The 20,515-nt window shown below is 37.6% G+C and carries 12 protein-coding genes and 1 pseudogene; 5 read left to right on the plus strand and 8 right to left on the minus strand.

Annotation, left to right across the window (positions count from 1 at the left end):
* Positions 1 to 38 precede the first annotated feature (38 nt).
* Complete coding sequence (locus tag EJF25_RS26670; protein ID WP_370685734.1) at positions 39 to 473, minus strand: WG repeat-containing protein; 435 nt, start codon at positions 471 to 473, stop codon at positions 39 to 41.
* 574 nt (positions 474 to 1,047) lie between these two features.
* Positions 1,048 to 3,252 carry a glycoside hydrolase family 3 C-terminal domain-containing protein gene (locus tag EJF25_RS20320; RefSeq protein ID WP_125042478.1) on the minus strand — a complete coding sequence of 735 codons (2,205 nt, stop codon included), beginning with the start codon at positions 3,250 to 3,252 and terminating at the stop codon, positions 1,048 to 1,050.
* A gap of 681 nt (positions 3,253 to 3,933) precedes the next feature.
* Between EJF25_RS20320 and mnmL the strand changes: the two genes are divergently transcribed.
* The 3 genes and pseudogenes from mnmL to nagB all read left to right on the plus strand — a co-directional run bounded on the left by mnmL (position 3,934) and on the right by nagB (position 7,016).
* Positions 3,934 to 4,908 (plus strand): tRNA modification radical SAM protein MnmL/YtqA, encoded by a 975-nt coding sequence (gene mnmL, locus EJF25_RS20325; protein WP_125042479.1) that lies wholly within the window; start codon positions 3,934 to 3,936, stop codon positions 4,906 to 4,908.
* Between the two features lie 55 nt (positions 4,909 to 4,963).
* A pseudogene (locus tag EJF25_RS20330) lies at positions 4,964 to 6,171 on the plus strand (FprA family A-type flavoprotein).
* A 32-nt stretch (positions 6,172 to 6,203) separates the two neighbouring features.
* The gene (gene nagB, locus EJF25_RS20335; RefSeq protein WP_125042480.1) at positions 6,204 to 7,016 is read left to right on the plus strand and encodes a glucosamine-6-phosphate deaminase; all 813 of its coding nucleotides are present in this window, start codon (positions 6,204 to 6,206) and stop codon (positions 7,014 to 7,016) included.
* An 87-nt stretch (positions 7,017 to 7,103) separates the two neighbouring features.
* Here the strand turns inward: nagB and EJF25_RS20340 are convergent, their stop codons facing one another.
* From EJF25_RS20340 to EJF25_RS20365, 6 genes are all read right to left on the minus strand, one after another.
* A complete protein-coding gene (locus tag EJF25_RS20340; RefSeq protein WP_125042481.1) occupies positions 7,104 to 7,718 on the minus strand; it encodes an L-threonylcarbamoyladenylate synthase in 615 nt (204 codons plus the stop codon).
* Between the two features lie 15 nt (positions 7,719 to 7,733).
* Positions 7,734 to 10,250: an AsmA-like C-terminal region-containing protein gene (locus EJF25_RS20345; protein WP_125042482.1), complete on the minus strand. Its 2,517-nt coding sequence runs from the start codon at positions 10,248 to 10,250 to the stop codon at positions 7,734 to 7,736.
* Between the two features lie 39 nt (positions 10,251 to 10,289).
* On the minus strand, positions 10,290 to 11,273 hold the full coding sequence (locus EJF25_RS20350) for a PorV/PorQ family protein (protein WP_125042483.1): 984 nt from the start codon (positions 11,271 to 11,273) through the stop codon (positions 10,290 to 10,292).
* A 20-nt stretch (positions 11,274 to 11,293) separates the two neighbouring features.
* Positions 11,294 to 13,105 (minus strand): S8 family serine peptidase, encoded by a 1,812-nt coding sequence (locus tag EJF25_RS20355; RefSeq protein ID WP_125042484.1) that lies wholly within the window; start codon positions 13,103 to 13,105, stop codon positions 11,294 to 11,296.
* An 88-nt stretch (positions 13,106 to 13,193) separates the two neighbouring features.
* Entirely contained in the window at positions 13,194 to 15,191 is a 1,998-nt protein-coding gene (locus tag EJF25_RS20360) for a tetratricopeptide repeat protein (RefSeq protein ID WP_125042485.1), read from the minus strand.
* Positions 15,192 to 15,212: 21 nt separating this feature from the next.
* Positions 15,213 to 16,001 carry a Cof-type HAD-IIB family hydrolase gene (locus EJF25_RS20365; protein WP_125042486.1) on the minus strand — a complete coding sequence of 263 codons (789 nt, stop codon included), beginning with the start codon at positions 15,999 to 16,001 and terminating at the stop codon, positions 15,213 to 15,215.
* A 324-nt stretch (positions 16,002 to 16,325) separates the two neighbouring features.
* Here EJF25_RS20365 and EJF25_RS20370 point away from each other — a divergent pair, with 324 nt between their 5' ends.
* Entirely contained in the window at positions 16,326 to 17,717 is a 1,392-nt protein-coding gene (locus tag EJF25_RS20370) for an FAD-dependent oxidoreductase (protein ID WP_125042487.1), read from the plus strand.
* Positions 17,718 to 17,999: 282 nt separating this feature from the next.
* Positions 18,000 to 20,486, plus strand: a complete 2,487-nt coding sequence (locus EJF25_RS20375; RefSeq protein WP_125042488.1) for an alpha-L-rhamnosidase-related protein — start codon at positions 18,000 to 18,002, stop codon at positions 20,484 to 20,486.
* Positions 20,487 to 20,515: the final 29 nt, after the last annotated feature.

The following is a 20,515-nucleotide window of genomic DNA, read 5'->3' on the forward strand; positions in this document are numbered from 1 at the left end:
AATGTACTCCCATTGATCATTATTCATTGAGTGAATTATTAAACTTCATTACCCATCTCATCAATAAATATCATTTTATTATTTCTTTGTGCTTTAGCATGGCCATTATGAAATCTTCCGATATAGTTATATTCAACCGGAACAATAACCTTTCCTTTAGAATTAATGATTCCTTGTTTCTTACCTTTATGTACGTGGGAACGATTGTTTTCAAAATTTCCGATATTAGTGTATTCTATTGGAATAATAACTTTTCCTTCAGAATTAATAATTCCAATTTTTCCGTCTTTATAAGCCTGGGGTCGGTTGTTCTCAAAATTCCCGATATTAGTATATTCAATCGGAATAATAACCTTTCCTTCAGAATTGATAATTCCTAATTTACTGTCTTTATAAGCTCGGGCTCGGTTGTTCTCGAGATTTCCGATATGAGAATACTCTAGAAGGATAACAATTTTACCATTAATATCTATTGCTCCATATTTCCACTCTCATATTGTTCTTTTTTATGTTCCAAATTAATCAAAGGAAAAATCAGAGAACTATTGTCACTTTCTGTTTTTCTCCATGTACCGTGTTAAGCTACTTTTGCTATATTATTTTTTTAACTTATAGATCACGTCATAGATGTGTTCGGTAGCCTTTTTTTGATTGACAATAAGATCATATTTCCCTTTTTCCGAATTAACATCAATTTTTTGAGTTTTTAAGAATGAAGAAATGGTGAATAACATAATCATGCTAATAAAGAAAAATCTCTTTTCCATATAATTTAACTATTAGTTTCCTATTGGCAGAATTAAGTCAATGTATATTTAACTCGGTCAATAAACTTTGTTTTATCTTGTTAATGTCTTGTAGGATTGTAGACATAGTGTTTCACCGTTTGATAGATAAATTAAATTACGATTTACTTCTTTATTTTGAACTATGTTTTTTATTTCAAACTATAACTATAGATTCTGCTAATCCTATTTAGATTCAAAAACAGGTAAACTAGCCTGAATTTAATTTGGTCAATTATTTTTTAAATTTAGGCTACCTATTTTATTGAATATGAATATTAATGGATTGTAAATCTTTTGCCTTCGAACTGCTCCCATAATATATTTTATATGTTCCATCAATGGGATACATAGTATTGGTAGTTGAATCAAACCATTCGAATGAATCATAAGGAAGCTCAATATTTACATTCTGTTTTTCACCTTTAGCTATATTCACTCGCTGGAAAGCCCGAAGAGTCTTTTGTGGTCCTTCCTTATCGTCTGGGCGACTAATGTAAACTTGTACAACTTCTTCTCCATTCTGTTGTCCGACATTCTTTATCGGAATAGTGAGAATAACTTTTTCTCCTTTATGTAGTTTTGATTGATTCAACTTAACCTTTCCGTAAGAAAAGCGTGTATAACTCAATCCATAGCCGAAAGGAAATAGCGGTTCCTCAGTCATATAACGGTAAGTACGTCCTTTCATCGAATAATTTTCATAATCCGGTAATTGTTCCAAATTTTTATAGAATGTAATAGGAAGACGTCCGGATGGGTTATAATCTCCAAAAAGTACATCTGCAATAGCTGATCCACCTGCCTGACCGGGATACCAAGCTTGCAGAATAGCGTCACAGTTCTGACTCTCGGGGACAATTGCCATTGCCGAACCTGAGAAATTAATGAATACAACTTTCTTTCCATTATTCTTTAGAAGAGAAAGAACTTCACGTTGAATAGCCGGCAATTCGATGTCTGTGCGGTCACCACCTTTGAATCCGGTAACTGATACATCCATTTCTTCTCCTTCCAATTGTGGCGAGATACCTCCGGCAAAAATGATAACGTCCGCATCTTTCACTTTGTCCATAAGTGCTTGTTCGTTCAGAACAGATTTCTGTGCAGTATTATCTTTTGAATGGATAGCATCTGTCAGTCCACATATAAGTTCATAAATAATTTGTGCCTGAGGTAGTTTAGCTCTGATTCCTTCCAATAAAGTGACAGTATGTGACGGGAAACCATTGTAATTACCCCATTGCATGACAGAATCATTAGCATTTGGGCCGATCACAGCGATTTTCATCTGACGGTTTAATGGGAGTAGATTATTTTTGTTTTGTAACAGCACTAAACTTTCACGTGCCATTTTTAGCGCCAATTCTTTATGTTTGGGGCAATCAACTACTGAATAAGGTATCTCCGACCAGGGATGAGTTGGATTCATTTCTCCTAATTCGAAACGTGCTTTTAATAACCTTCTGACAGAAGTATTGATTTTTTCTTCTGAAATTAATCCTTGTTTTGCAGCTTCTGTAATACTCCTGTAGTTATCTCCACACTCAAGATCAGTACCACTCAGAACAGCATCTGCAGAAGCATGTGCCGCATCCGGGTGAGTATTGTGATGGTGAGGTTGGAAGAAATCTCCAATTGCTCCACAGTCAGAAACAACAATCCCTTTGTATCCCCATTCGTTACGAAGAATCTGCGTGAGCAGATGTTTGTTTCCACAACATGGATCACCTTCAAAACGGTTGTAAGCACACATCACTTCTTTTACTCCAGCTTTTTGTACCAAGTCTTTAAACGCCCGAAGATAAGTTTCCCATAAATCTCTGGGATCTATATTTTCAGCATTGAAGTTATGGCGGTTCCATTCCGGACCGGAATGTACGGCATAATGTTTGGCACAGGCATGAAGTTTATTATATTTGGCATCTTCCGGTCCTTGTAAACCTCTGACTACGGCCATACCCATTCGCCCTGTCAGGTAAGGATCTTCTCCGTAGGTTTCTTGTCCACGTCCCCAGCGCGGGTCACGGAAGATATTGATATTAGGAGTCCATACTGTTAGGCCTTGATAACGATCATATTGTCCTTTCTCATTAAAATTGCGATTCTTGGCACGTGCTTCATCTGATACAGCATTGAAAACCTCATAAAGCAAAACATCATCGAAAGAGGCGGCCATACCGATAGATTGAGGAAAAACAGTAGCCCGTCCGGCACGTGCTATGCCATGAAGAGCTTCGCTCCACCACTCATATGGCTTAATTCCAAAACGTGGAATGGCTGGCGACGCATTTTGCATTAAAGATACTTTTTCTTCCAACGTTAGTCGTTGGAGTAAGTCATCTGCCCGTTGTTCGGCTGAGAGTTTGATATCCTGATAAGGATACTGTTCTGATGTATTGTTCTGTGCCTGTGTTTGGAATGTACAGGTTACTGCAAAACATGCTATTATCCACTGTTTTATCATTACTTTATAGCTTTAGATTTTGTTTAACTGATTCGATTCTCTTTAAATATCGGGAAAAGAGTACTTATTCCAACATTTTACTATTAGTGATTCATTTAGAGTGATGTTACTAATAAAAAATAATTTTTTATTAGAATTTCCGGTTAGCGACGAGCTGTTCAGAAATTTTTGGAAAGCACAAAATAATTAGTCGTTTCATAGTAATTGTTTTAATGTTTAAGCAAAAATAAGGAAAACAATACGGAATTAAAAGCTTAAATAGAAATTTGAATAAAAAAAAGTTTTTATCTGTATTTTTATATCTAATAAAGTGTATGCTCTTTATTGACAGTTGATTATTTATATATCATAATGAGTCTTAATACAAAGCCTTAAAAAATCCTCTTTACGTCCTTATCTAGGATATAAAGAGGAAATTTTTTGACGAGAGTTGCATGGGGTATGGTGAGATGAAATCATAATTGGGGAATAAATTGCACAATACTTTCACAAGTGTCCTCTCATCATTGCCTAAAATCTAGGCAAAATTAATTAATAATTTTTATAATCGGCTACATATATTAAAATATCTTATAAACTTTATGAATATTTTGATATATTGAATATATTTTGGAATGATTTTTAGGACTTATCGATTTTTACTACCTTTGTCAATTCAACTAAGAAGTAATCCAGAAGTATATGAATGAGAATCTTTTATATAATGACTTCCCAACTTTTCTAAAGAAGTATTTTTCTTACAAGGTACAAAAAATATCATTGAATGCAGGTTTTACATGTCCCAATCGTGATGGTACAAAAGGCTGGGGAGGGTGTACTTATTGTAATAATCAGACGTTCAATCCGGACTATTGTCGGACAGAAAAATCCATTGCTGTTCAGTTGGAAGAAGGGAAACGCTTTTTTGCTTATAAATATCCGGAAATGAAATATTTGGCATATTTTCAAGCTTATACGAATACGTATGCGGAGTTGGAAGGATTGAAACGAAAATATGAAGAGGCTTTGGAAGTTGAAGGGGTAGTCGGTCTGGTTATTGGTACGCGACCGGATTGTATGACGGAAGATTTACTGCGGTATTTGGAAGAACTGAACCGACATACTTTTCTAATGGTAGAATATGGAATGGAAAGTACTTTTGATGAGACTTTGCAGCGCATTAACAGGGGACATACTTATAAGGATACAGTTGAAGCAGTTCGGCGTACTGCTGATTGTGGCATTTTAACCGGGGGACATATAATTCTGGGACTTCCCGTCGAAACTCATGATACAATGGTAATGCAAGCAGAAGTTCTTTCAGAGTTGCCAATCTCAACTTTAAAAATTCATCAATTACAGTTGATACGTGGAACTCGTATGGCGAAGGAATATATGGATAATCCATCTGACTTTCATTTATTTATGAAGGTTGATGAGTATATTGATCTGGTAATTGACTATGTGGAACATTTACGTCCTGATTTGGTAATAGAGCGTTTTATTTCTCAATCTCCTAAAGAATTGTTGATTGCTCCGGATTGGGGATTAAAAAATTATGAATTTGTAACTCGTTTGCAAAAAAGAATGAAAGAAAGGGGGGCTTATCAGGGGAAGAGATATAAGGATTCAGAAAAAAGAGTTATTTTTGCAGATGATAAGTTCACCATTGAATAGATATCAGACTTTAACAGATATCAAGTGGTGAGGCTAAATTAATTAAAGTTGAAGAATGGAACAGAAAACAAGAATTAAAGGAAATATCCACTATGTGGGAGTGAATGACCGTAGCAAACATCGTTTTGAATCAATGTGGCCTTTACCCTACGGAGTTTCGTATAACTCTTATCTGATTGATGATGAAATGATTGCATTGATTGATACAGTTGATGTTTGTTATTTTGAGGTATATCTGCGGAAAATCAAACAAGTGATCGGCGAACGTCCTATAGATTATTTGATTATAAATCACATGGAACCGGATCATTCAGGATCTATCCGATTGATTAAGCACATTATCCGAATATTATTATCGTAGGTAATAAACAAACATTCGGTATGATTGAAGGTTTCTATGGAGTGACTGGTGAACAATATCTGGTAAAAGACGGAGATTTCCTTGCTTTAGGTCATCATAAACTTCGTTTTTATATGACTCCTATGGTGCATTGGCCGGAAACGATGATGACATTTGATGAGACAGACGGTGTTCTCTTTTCTGGCGATGGATTCGGTTGTTTCGGTACGCTGGATGGCGGTTTCTTGGATACCCGTATGAATCTGGATAAATATTGGGGAGAGATGATTCGTTATTATTCTAATATTGTAGGGAAATATGGTAGTCCCGTTCAAAAAGCTTTGCAGAAATTGGGAGGACTTCCTATATCTACTATTTGTTCTACACATGGACCTGTTTGGACGGAGAATATAGCGAAAGTGATTGGCATTTATGACCGTTTGAGCCGTTATGATGCTGACGAAGGCGTAGTGATAGCTTATGGTAGCATGTACGGAAATACGGAACAAATGGCTGAAGCAATTGCTGCAGAACTTTCTGCACAAGGTATTAAAAATATTGTAATGCACAATGTGACGAAGAGTCACCCATCTTATATTATAGCGGATATTTTCCGGTATAAGGGATTAATTATTGGTTCTCCTACTTATAGCAATCAGATTTTCCCAGAAGTGGAATCTCTATTATCTAAGATTTTAGTGCGTGAGCTTAAAGGACGTTATTTGGGAATGTTCGGATCTTTCACATGGGCAGGTGCTGCTGTGAAGCGTATGGCTGAATTTGCTGAAAAAAGTAAATTTGAGTTGGTAGGCAATCCGGTGGAAATGAAACAGGCAATGCAGGATATTACCTATACTCAATGTGAGAATTTGGCTCGTGCCATGGCGGACCGTTTGAAGAAAAACGTTAATAGTGATAGATAAATTTATTGACTAACCTATAAAATAATCGACTTATGAGACTTATTATTCAGCCGGACTATCAGTCCGTATCTCTGTGGGCTGCACATTATGTTGCTGCAAAAATAAAAGCTGCCAATCCAACTCCCGATGAACCATTTGTATTGGGCTGCCCTACCGGATCTTCTCCTTTAGGTATGTATAAAGCTTTGATCGACCTGAATAAAAAAGGAATCGTTTCTTTCAAGAATGTTGTAACATTCAACATGGATGAATATGTAGGATTACCGAAAGAACATCCGGAAAGTTATTATTCATTTATGTGGAATAATTTCTTTAGCCACATTAATATCAAACCGGAGAATACTAATATTCTGAATGGTAATGCTCCTGATTTGGATGCAGAATGTGCACGTTATGAAGAAAAAATTAAGTCTTATGGTGGTATCGACCTTTTCATGGGTGGTATCGGCCCTGACGGACATATTGCTTTCAATGAACCGGGATCTTCTTTAACTTCACGTACCCGTCAAAAAACGCTGACTACAGATACGATTATTGCCAATTCCCGTTTCTTTGATAATGATATTAATAAAGTTCCTAAAACAGCTTTAACTGTAGGTGTAGGTACTGTACTTTCTGCTAAGGAAGTGATGATTATCGTAAATGGTCATAACAAGGCTCGTGCATTGTATCAAGCAGTAGAGGGACCAATCACTCAAATGTGGACAATTAGTGCTTTACAGATGCATGAAAAAGGAATCATCGTTTGTGATGATGCTGCTACTGAAGAACTGCGGGTGGGTACTTACCGTTATTTCAAAGATATTGAAGCTGGGCATTTGGATCCGGAATCATTAATTAAGTAGTCGATAATTCTTAATTGAAATAAGAAATGGGCTGCCTTGCGTTTGATGATGGCAGCCCATTTTTTATTAATAATTATTTCATGTCTCTTAGATTTCTTCCAACCAGCCTTTACCTTGTCGGACTATTTCCGGTTCATCATCTGTACATTTTACAATTGTTGATGATTCTATTCCTCCGATACCTCCATCAATTACCAGATCTACGATATCTCCGAATTTTTCATCTATTAATTCCGGATCAGTCATATATTCCAGTTCCTCATGCTCCTCGTAAGGAAGAGTAGTAGTCATAATGGGAGCATCCAATAGGCGAGCTATTTCACGTATAATATTGTTGTTCGGCATACGAATACCTACTTCTTTCCGGTTACGGAAGATTTTGGGCAAACGGTTTGTTCCATTCAGAATAAATGTGAACGGACCGGGAAGATTATGTTTCATCAGTTTGAATACGCTATTGTCCACTTTGGCGTATTCACTGATACTGCTTAAATCATAACAGATGATAGATAAATTGTTTTTGCGCGGATCGATATCTTTGATTCGGCAGATACGTTCGATAGCACGTTCTTTCAGTCCGTGGCAACCAATGGCATACGTCGTATCAGTAGGATAAATGATAAGTCCGCCATCATTTAAGATGTCAATAACATGTTGCAAATCTTGCAGATTATTATTTTTATCATATAGTTTTAAAAGCATAAGTTTACTTTTTATCTATTTTAACTTCTTCAAGAGATCTAAAGCTTTCTCTGTCGCTTTTTGTTTGACAGAATCTTTATTCACATTGGAGCCACTGTTTAGACCTAGCTTTTTACCTAATTGATCGATTGCTTCTTCGGCTGCAGATTCAATGGCTTGATTCGCCATACTCTTCATATCGACACTGACTTTGGGAGAACTAAATAAACCACCTATTTTCAGATTTACCGTCGATATTTTAGCAAAGCTAGCAGAAGCGGGAAGTTTGATCTTACCTGTATAATCAATCGTTTGATCCAGACCAGTGCTACCGGAAAGATTCAATGTATAATCTCCCATTTTGATATCGAAAGGTTGGGTATTGACTCTACCATCTTTGATTGTGAAATCTATTTTCATATCTTTCACCTTCATATCTTTAAGGCTTGGTTGTTTGATGGCATCGGCAATCTGATCAATGGATTTTACTCCGCTAAGGCTAAGGTCACGTACAGATAAGCTACCATCTCCTTGTAGAGTATTTAATACCGGACTCATAGTTGCATCCAAATCAGTCAGTATATTGATATCACCGGAGAAATTACCTTTCAGCTCCTCAAAAATAGGAGCGAGTTTCTGTATCATATCCAGCTCTTTGTATGCTTGCGAAAAGCTGATATCTGTGAGTTTGAAACCAGCTTTTACTTCCGGTTTCTTCACGTTGGCAGTAGAGTAGTAACCATTCATAACTGCATTACCTCCCATTGTATTCATGGAGAGGTTCTTCATATCTACTTTTCCATCCTTAATGATAAGTTTGCCGTTCATATTGTTGAATGCCATTTTATCAAGCAAGACTTGCTTTAAGTTTGCATCCATTTGAAGATCAAGATTGCGGGGAACTTCGAAAATGCCTTTTGCCGGAATGGAATCAGTTGCGGAGATCTCTCCCGCAGTAGAGGCAGTAGCTGTACTATCAGTGGACGCAGTCATAAAATCGTTCAGATTAAAATAATTCGAATGAATATTAAGATTGCCTTTTAAAGTAGTACCTTTCAATGCGTAGCCTATATAGTTTTCAAGACGGCTGTCGGCCGTAATGTCATTCTTGCCCATATTGACGGTCGTTTCGCTCAGTTGGAGATATTGAGGAGTAAAAGTAAAGAGTGATTTCTTTATTTCTACATCCGGCATATCTTTCATTTTGAGTTTCATATCCGTCAGATTGATCGTACCGGATGCTTTGAAATTATCATATAGTTCCTTTTCTATATAAGAAAGTCGTCCGGACATCTGCATATCAGCATTAATCGTGCCATTCAGAGCCATGTCATTCATTGGATAAACCTGTTTGATCATCCCCAGGTTGAGTATACCTTTCGCTTCTGCTTTGAAGTCCGGATCACTGATCGGCGTCTTTACGTCAGCTATCAGTTTAAACGGATTGCCTGCCAGATTAAAACTGAAAGGATTGATGTTGATAGTGGTCAGGTCAATATTACCTCCCGGATTCTGTACATTGGCACTGATATTGATTTGGTCTACACCTGCCGGTAAAGCAGGATAACGGAACATGGCGTTTTTGACTTGCATATCAATGTTGAATGAAGGAACAGTGTCTCCCTGTAAAATACCTTTAGCAGATGCGGTAAGTGTGGCAGTTCCATCTGTCTTTAAGCTGGAAAATTCTGTTGCATAGATGGCAGGAATTAGTGACAGAATCTCTTTGAACCCTATATCATTGGTATTAAGTTTCAAATCCATGTCGATTGCCGGATCTTCTAAAGCAATCCATCCATCGATACCTGCTTTAATAGCATTAAGCTGGAAGGTATTATTTTTTAATGCGTATTTATTATTGGCCAGATTTGCATCTACGTCCATTTTTGTAGAAATCTTAGCATTAACAAGAAAAGGAATTCCATTCATTTGATAAGTTAGTGCTTCAGTGGCAGCTTCCAACTTCAGAGTGGTGTGATCACTACTTAAATCTCCGGCACATAGAGCATTGAACTTGCGGATATCCGCATACATTTTGCCTTGTTGGTCATCATAAATCAAGTCCATATTCTTGATTACAAAACGTTGTAATTTAACTTTGAAAGGAGAGGATTCTTCTGCATTTTCCTCAGATGTATTTAAGTTTTCCGTTGAATCGGGTTTCATAATCTCCCAATTGGTACGTCCGTCGGGAAGAACAATAGCATGTAGACGAGTATTTTCAATGGAAATTTTTGAAATATCGTATCCGCTATCTCCAAAAAGAGAAAACAGATTGATAGCAGCAGTTACTTTTCCTGCTTGTACAAGAGTATCATTAGCAAATTCACCTATACCTTTCAGCCAGAAATCTTCCAGAATGACAGAAGCCTGTGGAAAATCTCGGAATAAGCTAATACTTAGGTCTTTAAAATCAAATTGTGCATTAAGCATTTTATTGCCTTCTGTTTTTACAATCCCTGCTATTTTACCCTGGAAGGCAAAGGGAATGAGGAGCATAAGTATAATAATGACTCCTACTGTGATAGCTGCGATTTTCAAACCTTTTTTCATAAAACGACTTTTTTATTGTTGAGTAAATAATAACTTCTGTTAGAAAGTGTAACCTAAAGATAACCAGTAAGAGTTTCTCATAGGAATATTCTTCTCTGCAAACAACCATGAAAAGTCGACTTTTCCCCCAAGATAATGTACTCCTAAGCCTGCTGTAGCATAACTTGCATCTCCTTTCTTTTTGTCTCCATAATGATATCCTCCGCGGAATTTGAAATGTTCCACTAAAGTATATTCAGCTCCTGCACTGACTCCGAGCGACCGTACATCAGAAGGAATCATTCTGTAACCTAAATCGGCAGCCACTATCAATCGGTGGTTCTGATTAAAAGATAAATCGACCGAACCGCCGGCTTTAACAAAAGCAGGCAGACTTTCTTTCGTATTCAGATACTTGACTTTTGAACCAAGATTACTAAATTGAACTCCGGCTGTCCAACTTGCATCATCCAGAAATTTAAAACTTCTTCGATAAATAGCACCAAAATCAACAGCAAAGGCATTAGCACTTTTAGCGCCTCCAAAACGACCCATATCAGAATGGATCAGTTTGGCTGTTGCCGATACAGCTAAGTTAGGAATTATTTCGCGTGCGTATCCCAAATCAATCACCCATTCTTTAGGACTTATACTTTCGTATTTTCCATTATTACTATTTAATACATCCAAAGAGGGATAATTGTAATAACGGAATCCACCCAAAATGACATTGCGTTGATTGACTTTATAAAAACCGCCAAAACTGTTTAAAGAATGTTCGGAATCATAATCGCGCATGATAGGTGCAAAGGTATAAGTGATACCTCCATTTTCAAGGCTGATAATAGATGTTGCTCCGTTATAAAAGACTGCATTATTGTTGCCGGGTAGTGCAACACTTGCACCTCCCATTCCTGCACTACGTGCATCAGGGGTAATAGTAAGGAAATTGACTGCTCCAGTATTGATGGGAGCTAAATCATCCTGTGCTTTTACATACCATGTGAAAGTAAGGATAAGGATACTGAGCACTATTTTTTTCATATGTATATATTCGGTTTAATTTAATATTTAATGAACCTCTCTTTAATGTTTTTGCCATTACATTCGTATTCCATCGTATAATATCCTCCCGCTAATTTACTTATATCCAGCGAAGTAGTCATATACTGTTTAGCAGTAATACTTTTACGGAATACTTTGTTGCCCAGATTATTATAAATTGTAACAGTTGCATTTCCTCCCAATTCATAATTAACACGGAATAATAACATTCCATTGGTAACTGGGTTCGATTTTAAAAGAAAGTTTTTACTGTTGGTTTCAATATTGGGTAGTTCTGCTTGTAGAGCTGCCTTTGCATTCACACATCCATTACCTAATTGACCGATATAGTTCGGGTTGTAAGAATCTACGTCATAAGCAGTGCTTAACAGAATTTCTTTTAGTTGTTCTGCTGTAAAGCCCTTTTTCCCAACTCCATACTTTTCTATAACAAGGGCAGCTACACCGGAAACATGGGGACATGCCATAGAAGCTCCATATAGATAGTTGTATGTACCATATGAGAATGTACTATATATTTCTTTATCAAGTACAATATTGTTAGGATTCAACTTTTTGTTTTCTCCGCCCGGAGCACATATATCTATATAGTCACCGTAATTAGAGTAAGAACCTTTTTTATAATCAGCACCTATCGCTGCCACTCCTATCACTTTTTCATAGTCTGCCGGAGTCGCATTTTTAGGATTGGAACTATTGTTGTTATTCGTAGCAAAAAGAACAAGGCCTCCCTTCATAGGGCTGTCAGGTAATTGGTTGCCATCATTGTCACAGCCAGCATATTTAATAAAATAATCAATAGCTTCTTTATCGACAGGATCTAATGAACTGTTATTGTCATATCCCCAACTGTTTTGGCAAATGATAGCTCCGTTGTCTGCTGCGTATTTGATGGCAGTAGCACCTTTCGGATCACGGTAACCATCAAGCATTTGGCAACACATGATCTTTACTCCACTGTTTGGAGTACCGTTTCCGCCTGCAATTCCACATACTCCTTTTCCGTTATTATTAACGGCTCCTATAATTCCTGCTACATGTGTAGCATGGCTATAAGGGCTTATATGAGAACTATTAGCTGCAAAATTGTAACCATATATATCATCTATATATCCATTCCCATCATCATCTAGATCATTTCCTGGGATTTCATTCGGATTTATCCATAAATTATCATATAAATCCGGATGAGTTACATCCACACCTTCGTCTACTACTGCTACGATGATGTTTGGATTTCCGTTGTATTGTTTCCATACATCTGCCAACCGGATATCTGCACCGGCTACTTGCCAATCCTCAGTTCCCGGGTTATAAAAGTTCCATTGTTTATCAATATACGGGTCATCCCAGGGAAGTACAGCAGCTCTGGTTGAAACTTTATGAACAGGACAAGCGATCTCTATTCCATCCAATATTTTGATATTATTTACAGCACGAGTCGTTGCTACTTCTTCTGAATACCATACGTCATACCAAAGATGTAATCCTTCCCTGCGTGTACGTTCTTCGTAATTCTCTGAATAAGGGAAAGTGCGTTCCATTCGGGTAACCTTCAGGATAGAAGCAGAACCATCCAAAGCCCGTATTCCGGTGGAAACTTTGCCGTTGATACTTCTGACAGTAACCTGTTCTTTCGGTTCTTCTTTTAGTTTGATTCTCATTAGACCTTTCACAACATCACCTTCTGAAAAGTCAGGTGTCGTGTTATCTATTACAACTTCCTCTTCCGAGGAGATATTGAAATCTGTATCGTCACTACAGGCAGTCAGCCAGCAGATGGAAAGAAACAATAAAATAAATTTCTTCATATAACAAGTATTAAATCTATCTAATCAGCTATTAAACAACGAAGAGTTGCACAAAGTTACGTTTTCAATTGTAAAAACCAAATGATTTTTATGGTTTCTTCTTTCTGATTTCTTCAGCAATGCGCCATTGTAAGGCAGCTTCCTCTTCTTTTCCAACTTTCAGCAGGGCATCACCAAAGAGTTCATGAGCACCTGCATGTTCCGGTTTCAGTGAAGTTGCTTTGTCCAGATCGGCAATAGCACCTTCTGTGTTGTCAAGTTTCAGTCGGAGTTTTCCCCGATTATACACAGCTTTAAATTCAGTAGGTCTCAGATTGACAGCCGTATTAAAACAATTTTCGGCATCGAAATATTGTTTTTGGTTGAAAAGGGTAATCCCTTTTCTAATCCATGCATCCAGATAATTGGGATCGAGACTAAGAGCTTTGTCGTAGTTGGCAAGAGCAGCTCGTTCATCATGTGCCTGGGTGATACATTCATTTCCCATCAAAACATATTCATGAGCATATTCGCGCAATTGTTCCTGTTGTTTTTTCATTTGTTCTTTGAGATTTTTGTTTTGCTCTTTTAAGGTATTGATAATACCAAGTTTACGGCGGATCAAACGACGGGCAACGGGTTTCTCGATATCATACCGTGAATGAATGGCAAGAAAGAATTGTTCCAGACACTCTTCCATGTCTCCCTTATCGAAAGCACGACCGGCAGCAGCATATTGCACATCGGCTTGTGCCTGTTTCAAAGCTTTATCAATCGCTTGTCGGTCATTGAAGCGTCTGGCAAAATTTACTATTTCCGGTCGGACAAAGATATCTGCCCGATTAATGGGCTTTTTCAATTGAATACCATTTAGTGAGGTACAACGGCTGAGAGCTACATAAGCTTGTCCTCCTGCAAACACCCCCCCTGTAAAATCTATAACTACCCGGCTAAAGGTTAATCCCTGGCTTTTATGGACAGTAATAGCCCATGCCAGACGAATCGGGTATTGTGTGAAACTACCCAATACTTCTTCTTCTATCTCTTTTGTTTTCTCGTTGTAACGATAACGAATATTGCGCCATGACTCCCGCTTCACGTCACACTCTTTGCCATCATCGGTTATGACGTAAATCGTTTCTTCCTCTTCGTCAATACCGGCAATGACTCCAATAGTGCCATTTACCCATCGGCGGTCGAAATCATTCTTGATAAAAATGATCTGCGCTCCGGGTTTTAATACGAGTTCTTGTGAAGTTGGAAGACTGCTTTCAGGAAAATCCCCTTCAATACTTCCTTCAAAAGTGATCGACTCTCCCGGAAGTTCGGCTAACTTCTTGTCGTTAATAGAAGCGACCGTATCCTTTCGGGTAGCCAGAGTAATATACATATCAACTTCCGATTCTTCAATCTGGGTTCCGTAACGAGTATTTAGAAGTTGCAAGTCGGCAGCTCCGGCATTATTGGTACGAATATGATTGAGGACATTGACAAACACCTGGTCAGTCTGACGATATACTTTTTGAAGCTCGATGGATACAAGATCAATTTGGTTGAATACACGTGCAGAGAAAAAATAAGGAGTAGGGTAGGAACGGTATAATATTTCCCGTTCGTCATTCTTTACGACAGGTTCCAATTGGAATATGTCTCCTACCAACAAGATTTGTTTTCCCCCGAAAGGTTCCCGTAAATTGTGAGAATATACACGTAGAATACGATCAATCGCATCAATGATATCCGCCCGTACCATTGAAATCTCGTCGATAATCACGAGTTCAATCTGTTCCAACAGTTTGCGGTGTGGCTTGGTATATTTGAAAAATTCGTGGATACGTCCGCGTTGCAAACTTAAATTCGGATCATCTGGTAATAAAGGATAAAATGGCAGTTTAAAAAAACTGTGCATAGTACTCCCTCCGGCATTGATCGCGGCAATACCGGTCGGTGCGAGAACCACGTGTTTCTTTTTGGTCTGTTCGCAGATATGACGCAGGAATGTTGATTTTCCAGTACCCGCTTTCCCAGTAAGAAAAACCGATTGGCGGGTATATTGGATCAGGTTGAGAGCATCCTGAAAAGCTGCATTGCTGGTATCTATGCTCATTTTTTGATGCTACAACTCCGATTAATCAATAATTCCAAAATGTTTCATTGCGTTACTGATTCCATCTTCATCAACAGGAGTCGTGATATAATCTGCTGCAGTTTTTACATCTTCCTTTGCTTGTCCCATGGCTACTCCGATAGCTGCATGGCGTAGCATACTGGTATCGTTGCCTCCGTCTCCGAAAGCCATTGTATCTTCCAGTTTTATTCCAAAGAAGCGGATTATTTCGTCAATACCCTTTTGTTTGGTAACACCTTTGGCTGTAATATCGGCAAAGGCATGATACCAACGTCCTACTTCGCAAGTTGGAATATAGGGACGCACCTCCTTCTCTTCCTCTTCAGTGATAAAAGGAGTCATTTGGATGATTTCTTTGCTGGTTGCCTCTTCAAAAGAAACAGTTGGGATTGTATTTACATGTAGAAAATCATAGAAAATTTGCTTTACCAATTCATTAGGTTGGCAAACTGAAATATGATGTTCTTCTACAAAAATGCAGGGAACTCCTTTCTTTTCGCAGAATGTCGCCATTGCTTCTACTTCATCATGCGGAATGTCGCTTTTATAAATAACTTCATTACCGACAAAGCAATAAGCACCGTTCATCGTTATATATCCATCAATCAGGTTACGATCTTGTAATTCAGAAAGATTATTGATGATAGCTTTGGGACGTCCGGTAGCAATAAAAATCTTATTACCTTTAGCATGGGCTTCTTCCAATGCTTTAATGGTAGATGTCGGGATACGATGAGTCTCAAAACTAACTAACGTTCCGTCTATATCAAAAAATAAAGCTTTTGTCATAAAATTCTTTTTGAAATGAGTATACACTCCTAATAAACATGTAGCAAAGATAATTGTTTTACCACTATAAACCTAGTACATAAAGTGATTTTAGAGTTTCATTGTAAACTATTTATTAGGATTAACCTGCTATAACAAACATTTTGACAAGAGTTATACTGTCCTAAATTGCAAAAGTATCGAAAAATATGATTGATATTAAAAATAAAAAAATTACATTAGCAGTTTAATAAATAAAGGAGAACCTATGGTCTATAGTTTAAGAACATCAACTATAAATAAGTTACATATAGATACCATAAATATAATGAAAAACAGATTATTATGACTTCAAGAAGAGATTTTTTTAAAAGAGCCGGACTCATTACGGCAGCTTTCGCTGCTCCAGCTCTCAATGCACAAGGAGAAGAAATGCCACAACGCAAAATGAATTTGAAGAATGCTAAAGTTGCAGTAGATGACCGATGGGACGTTATTGTAGTTGGTGGAGGACCGGGAGGTTGTACTGCAGCGATTTCAGCCGCAAGAGAAGGGGCTAAAACCTTACTTATTGAAGCTATGGGGCAACTTGGTGGAATGGGGACAGCCGGGATGGTGCCCGCATGGTGTCCGTTTTCTGATGGCGAAAAGATCATTTATAGAGGTTTGGCAGAGAAGATATTTAATGCTTCAAAAGCCGGTGTACCGCATGAGAAAAAACAGAATTTGAACTGGGTCAATATAAATCCGGAACATTTGATGACGGTTTATGACCAGATGGTTACAGAATCAGGAGCACAAGTACTTTTCTTCTCACGTGTAGCGGCTGTGGAAATGGATGCCAATGATAAAGTGGATGCCATTATTGTGGCAAATAAGTCTGGACTTGTTGCTTTTAAGGCAAAGGTATTTATCGATGCAACGGGTGATGGGGATTTGGCGGCTTGGGCCGGTGCTTCATTTAAAAGAGGAGATGATGAAGGGAATGTACAAAGTTCTACGTTATGTTTCTCATTGGCAAATGTAGATAGCTATCGTTATATGACAGGTCCCTCACTGCATACAAGTAATAAAAACAGTCCGGTCTATGCGGCTATTGCATCTGGTAAATATCCTTTGATAGATAGCCATTTGTGTAGTAATCTGATAAGCCCTGATGTCGTGCAGTTTAATGCGGGACATCTTGTGAATGTGGACTCGACAGATCCTTGGGCTACTACCCAAGCTATGATTAAGGGTAGACAGATAGCCGGACAATATTTGGGAGCAATGAAGGAATTCCAACCGCAAACTTTTGGTAGTTCTTTTGTCGTGAAAACAGCTTCTTTGCTAGGAGTTAGAGATAGTCGTCGAATTGAGGGTGATTATATCTTTACTGTCCAAGACTGGATGGACCGTAAAACATTTGAGGACGAGATTGGCCGTAATAGTTATTATATTGATGTTCATAAACCCGGTCATAAAGCTACACGTTACAATAAAGGAGAATCTCATGGAATACCTTATCGTTGTCTGACTCCTAAGGGCTTGAAAAATGTTTTGACAGCGGGACGTTGCATATCTACCGACGAAGAAGCTTTTGGTAGCTTACGAGTAATGCCACCATGTCTGGTGACTGGTGAAGCTGCGGGAATGGCTGCTGTGCACGCTATCAAACAAACAAAAAATGATGTCCACAAGATTGATGTTAATTTCTTACGCAAGAGACTGAAGGAAGAAGGACAGTATTTTCTATAAATATACTAATATTTTAATAAGTTTACATTAGAAGAATTGCTTTGCTGCCGGTATTTAAATTCCGGTGGGAAAGCAATTCTTTTTCATTTACCTTTTAAAAAAAAGAATCATTTCATAAGACTTTTCAACTTCAGAAAACAATCTTATAACTTTTTTGTAGATTGTATCATATTGTCATGTATAAAAAGCAAATCCTCATGTTTCAAAGAAAAAAAATATATGGACCTTTGTCTCTGATTTGTTATATTAGCGTTTTCATTACTAACTTAATTAATTTAATTCATGAATACGAGACTACTATTGACCTTTTCTCTATTGGCGATATTTGTGTTTACTCTAAAATCTTATGCCCGGAATGACATGTCTCATGATCCGGCATTAAAGAAAATAACTATTTCTGATCCTGAACAAAAGCTTGTTTTGCAACTTGACTATTCAAATGGTTGTAAAATAACGCAATTGAATGTAAAAGGTAAAAACGTTTTGTCTGCATCAGGCATATTTACCGGCTTTAGTACAAAAGGTGGGCTATTTAATTCAACTATCAGTGTAGAAGAAGTAAAAGTTGAGAAGTCAGATAATAAGATTTCTATAAAAAATATCATTTATGGAGATCAGTCGATAAACGTGAATGAGTCATGGAACTTTGAATTAGTCGGTAATAAAATAGTATGGAAAATTAGTCGTAAATATAGTAATCTGGCAAAATTGGAGGAAACAGCTTTTCCTCAATGGAATTTTGCTAACCTTTCCATTTGGAAAGGAGGAATCTTGGATAATGGTGGAATGGTCTGGTGCAAATATTTGAGAGGGGTGAATGATACATATGGCATACATACCGGAGGAGTCACTTTTTGGAATCCTGATACAGGAAATGCATTGCGAATCAAAGCCATTTCAGAAGGTAAACATATTGCGGCGAAATATTCACAGAGTGATAAGAATGAATTTGTTTGTACCCATTTTGTGACAGGTGAAGAACTGGAACCTCGATATAATTTAAATCGCTTTGTCAATCAGAGATCAGATGTGTTTGTTCCATTCGATGTTCAAAAAGAAACGGTAAACTTGACACTTGAAATGGAGTATGTAGATTATGCTGTAGAATATTCAAGAGGAATCCTTCCCGGTATAGATGCAGAGGCCGTTCGCGAGTTAATGAATACTACCGGTAGATATGGAGTGGTAGATAATGGTATTGTCGGAGCCAACGGATGGACTACTAACTGGAAATGCCTGCATGAACCTTTCTTTTCCCAGATTGGAATGGCTTTGAATGATGGTAATTACATACGAAATATGTCATTGACATTGGACCGGGAAAGAGATTATGCAATGAAAGAAGATGGACGTGTGTTATCCAGATGGCATAATGCAGGTGAAGATCAGATTCCTGGAACATTTAATTATAAAACCGGATATTATGAAGCGAGGTGGGGGTATACAATAGACTCACAAACAGGTTATGTGATCAATGCAGCAGAACAATTTGATTTGTGTGGCGATAAAGAATGGCTTCAATCTCATAAAGCAAGTTGTGAAAAAGCTCTTGATTGGTTAATAAAGAGAGATTCGAATGGGAATGGTATTTTCGAAATGATGAATAATTCCATAAAGGAAGAGAAAGCGAGCGATTGGCTGGATATCGTTTGGGCAAGCTTTGAGAATGCATTTGTCAATGCGCAGATGTACGGAGCTCTTAATCTGTGGGCAGATTGTGAGCGGGTATTGGGAGATCAAGAAAAGGCTGATTATTATACAACTGTAGCTTTGAAATTGAAAGAAAACTTCAACAAGTCGATTCATGATGGCGGTTTTTGGTCACCGGAGAAGAAACAATATGTTTATTGGAGGGATAAAGATGGCTCTGTCCATGGAGATAACCTAGTGACTCCGGTCAATTTTGCTGTGATTGCATTTGGCCTATGCGATAATAAGAAACGAATTTCTCAAATATTGGAACAAATTGAAAAGAGAACTACTGCTGAGAATCTTTTCCATTGGCCCCTTTGTTTTGATTCTTTCAAAAGGGAGGAAGTTTCAGCAGGTAACTGGCCTTTTCCGACTTATGAAAACGGAGATATCTTTCCTACTTGGGGTTATTTGGGAGTTAGAGCGTATGTAGGATACGATAAACATATTGCTTTAAAATATATTCGTAATATTCTGGCACAGTATAAAAAAGACGGACTTTCGTCTCAAAGATATAGCCGTAAGACACAAGAAGGACAGGGTTCTGATATTTTAGCGGGAATCTGTACCAGTGTAACAGCTCTTTATAGAGATGTTTATGGAATACGTCCAAAATGGAACAGAATGGGGCTAGAACCTAATATCCCTGAAATACTTAACGGGACAGAATTCAACTATACCTTACGTAATACTGATTATCGTATCAAGTTGAATGTCGATGGTTATGAGATGCAGACGGATAAGTTCACAGTAAAATGCCGGGAAAATTTCGGTGCATCTTTTGAAGAAGGATTGATGGTATATCCGCAGAATAAAGAAAAAACAATCTTAAAAGTTTGTGGAAAATCGTCTTTACCGATTGGCGTAACATTGAAGCATTGTTCCGAAAATGATATTTCATGGAAAATGGATTCTACGGACGACTATCAGTTTGTGATTGAAGGATTAAATCCTGCTTTGAAATACAAATTAGTAATTCAAGATAAATCGACAAATATAGAAATAGGAAAAGACGGCAAAGCTTCCTTTACACATAACTGTAAAGCATCGATGAATTTTAGAGTATATGGCAAATAAAATAATGAACATTCTAACGATATAAAACA

It is taken from the genome of Bacteroides faecalis, assembly GCF_003865075.1.
GTDB lineage: Bacteria > Bacteroidota > Bacteroidia > Bacteroidales > Bacteroidaceae > Bacteroides > Bacteroides faecalis.

Coding starts and splice junctions, on each gene's coding strand:
- EJF25_RS20350 (WP_125042483.1), bottom strand. CDS start 11,273: ATGAAAAAAATAGTGCTCAGTATCCTTATCCTTACTTTCACATGGTAT.
- EJF25_RS20360 (WP_125042485.1), bottom strand. CDS start 15,191: ATGAGCATAGATACCAGCAATGCAGCTTTTCAGGATGCTCTCAACCTG.
- EJF25_RS20320 (WP_125042478.1), bottom strand. CDS start 3,252: ATGATAAAACAGTGGATAATAGCATGTTTTGCAGTAACCTGTACATTC.
- mnmL (WP_125042479.1), top strand. CDS start 3,934: ATGAATGAGAATCTTTTATATAATGACTTCCCAACTTTTCTAAAGAAG.
- EJF25_RS20355 (WP_125042484.1), bottom strand. CDS start 13,105: ATGAAGAAATTTATTTTATTGTTTCTTTCCATCTGCTGGCTGACTGCC.
- EJF25_RS20365 (WP_125042486.1), bottom strand. CDS start 16,001: ATGACAAAAGCTTTATTTTTTGATATAGACGGAACGTTAGTTAGTTTT.
- EJF25_RS20375 (WP_125042488.1), top strand. CDS start 18,000: ATGAATACGAGACTACTATTGACCTTTTCTCTATTGGCGATATTTGTG.
- EJF25_RS20340 (WP_125042481.1), bottom strand. CDS start 7,718: ATGCTTTTAAAACTATATGATAAAAATAATAATCTGCAAGATTTGCAA.
- EJF25_RS20370 (WP_125042487.1), top strand. CDS start 16,326: ATGACTTCAAGAAGAGATTTTTTTAAAAGAGCCGGACTCATTACGGCA.
- nagB (WP_125042480.1), top strand. CDS start 6,204: ATGAGACTTATTATTCAGCCGGACTATCAGTCCGTATCTCTGTGGGCT.
- EJF25_RS20345 (WP_125042482.1), bottom strand. CDS start 10,250: ATGAAAAAAGGTTTGAAAATCGCAGCTATCACAGTAGGAGTCATTATT.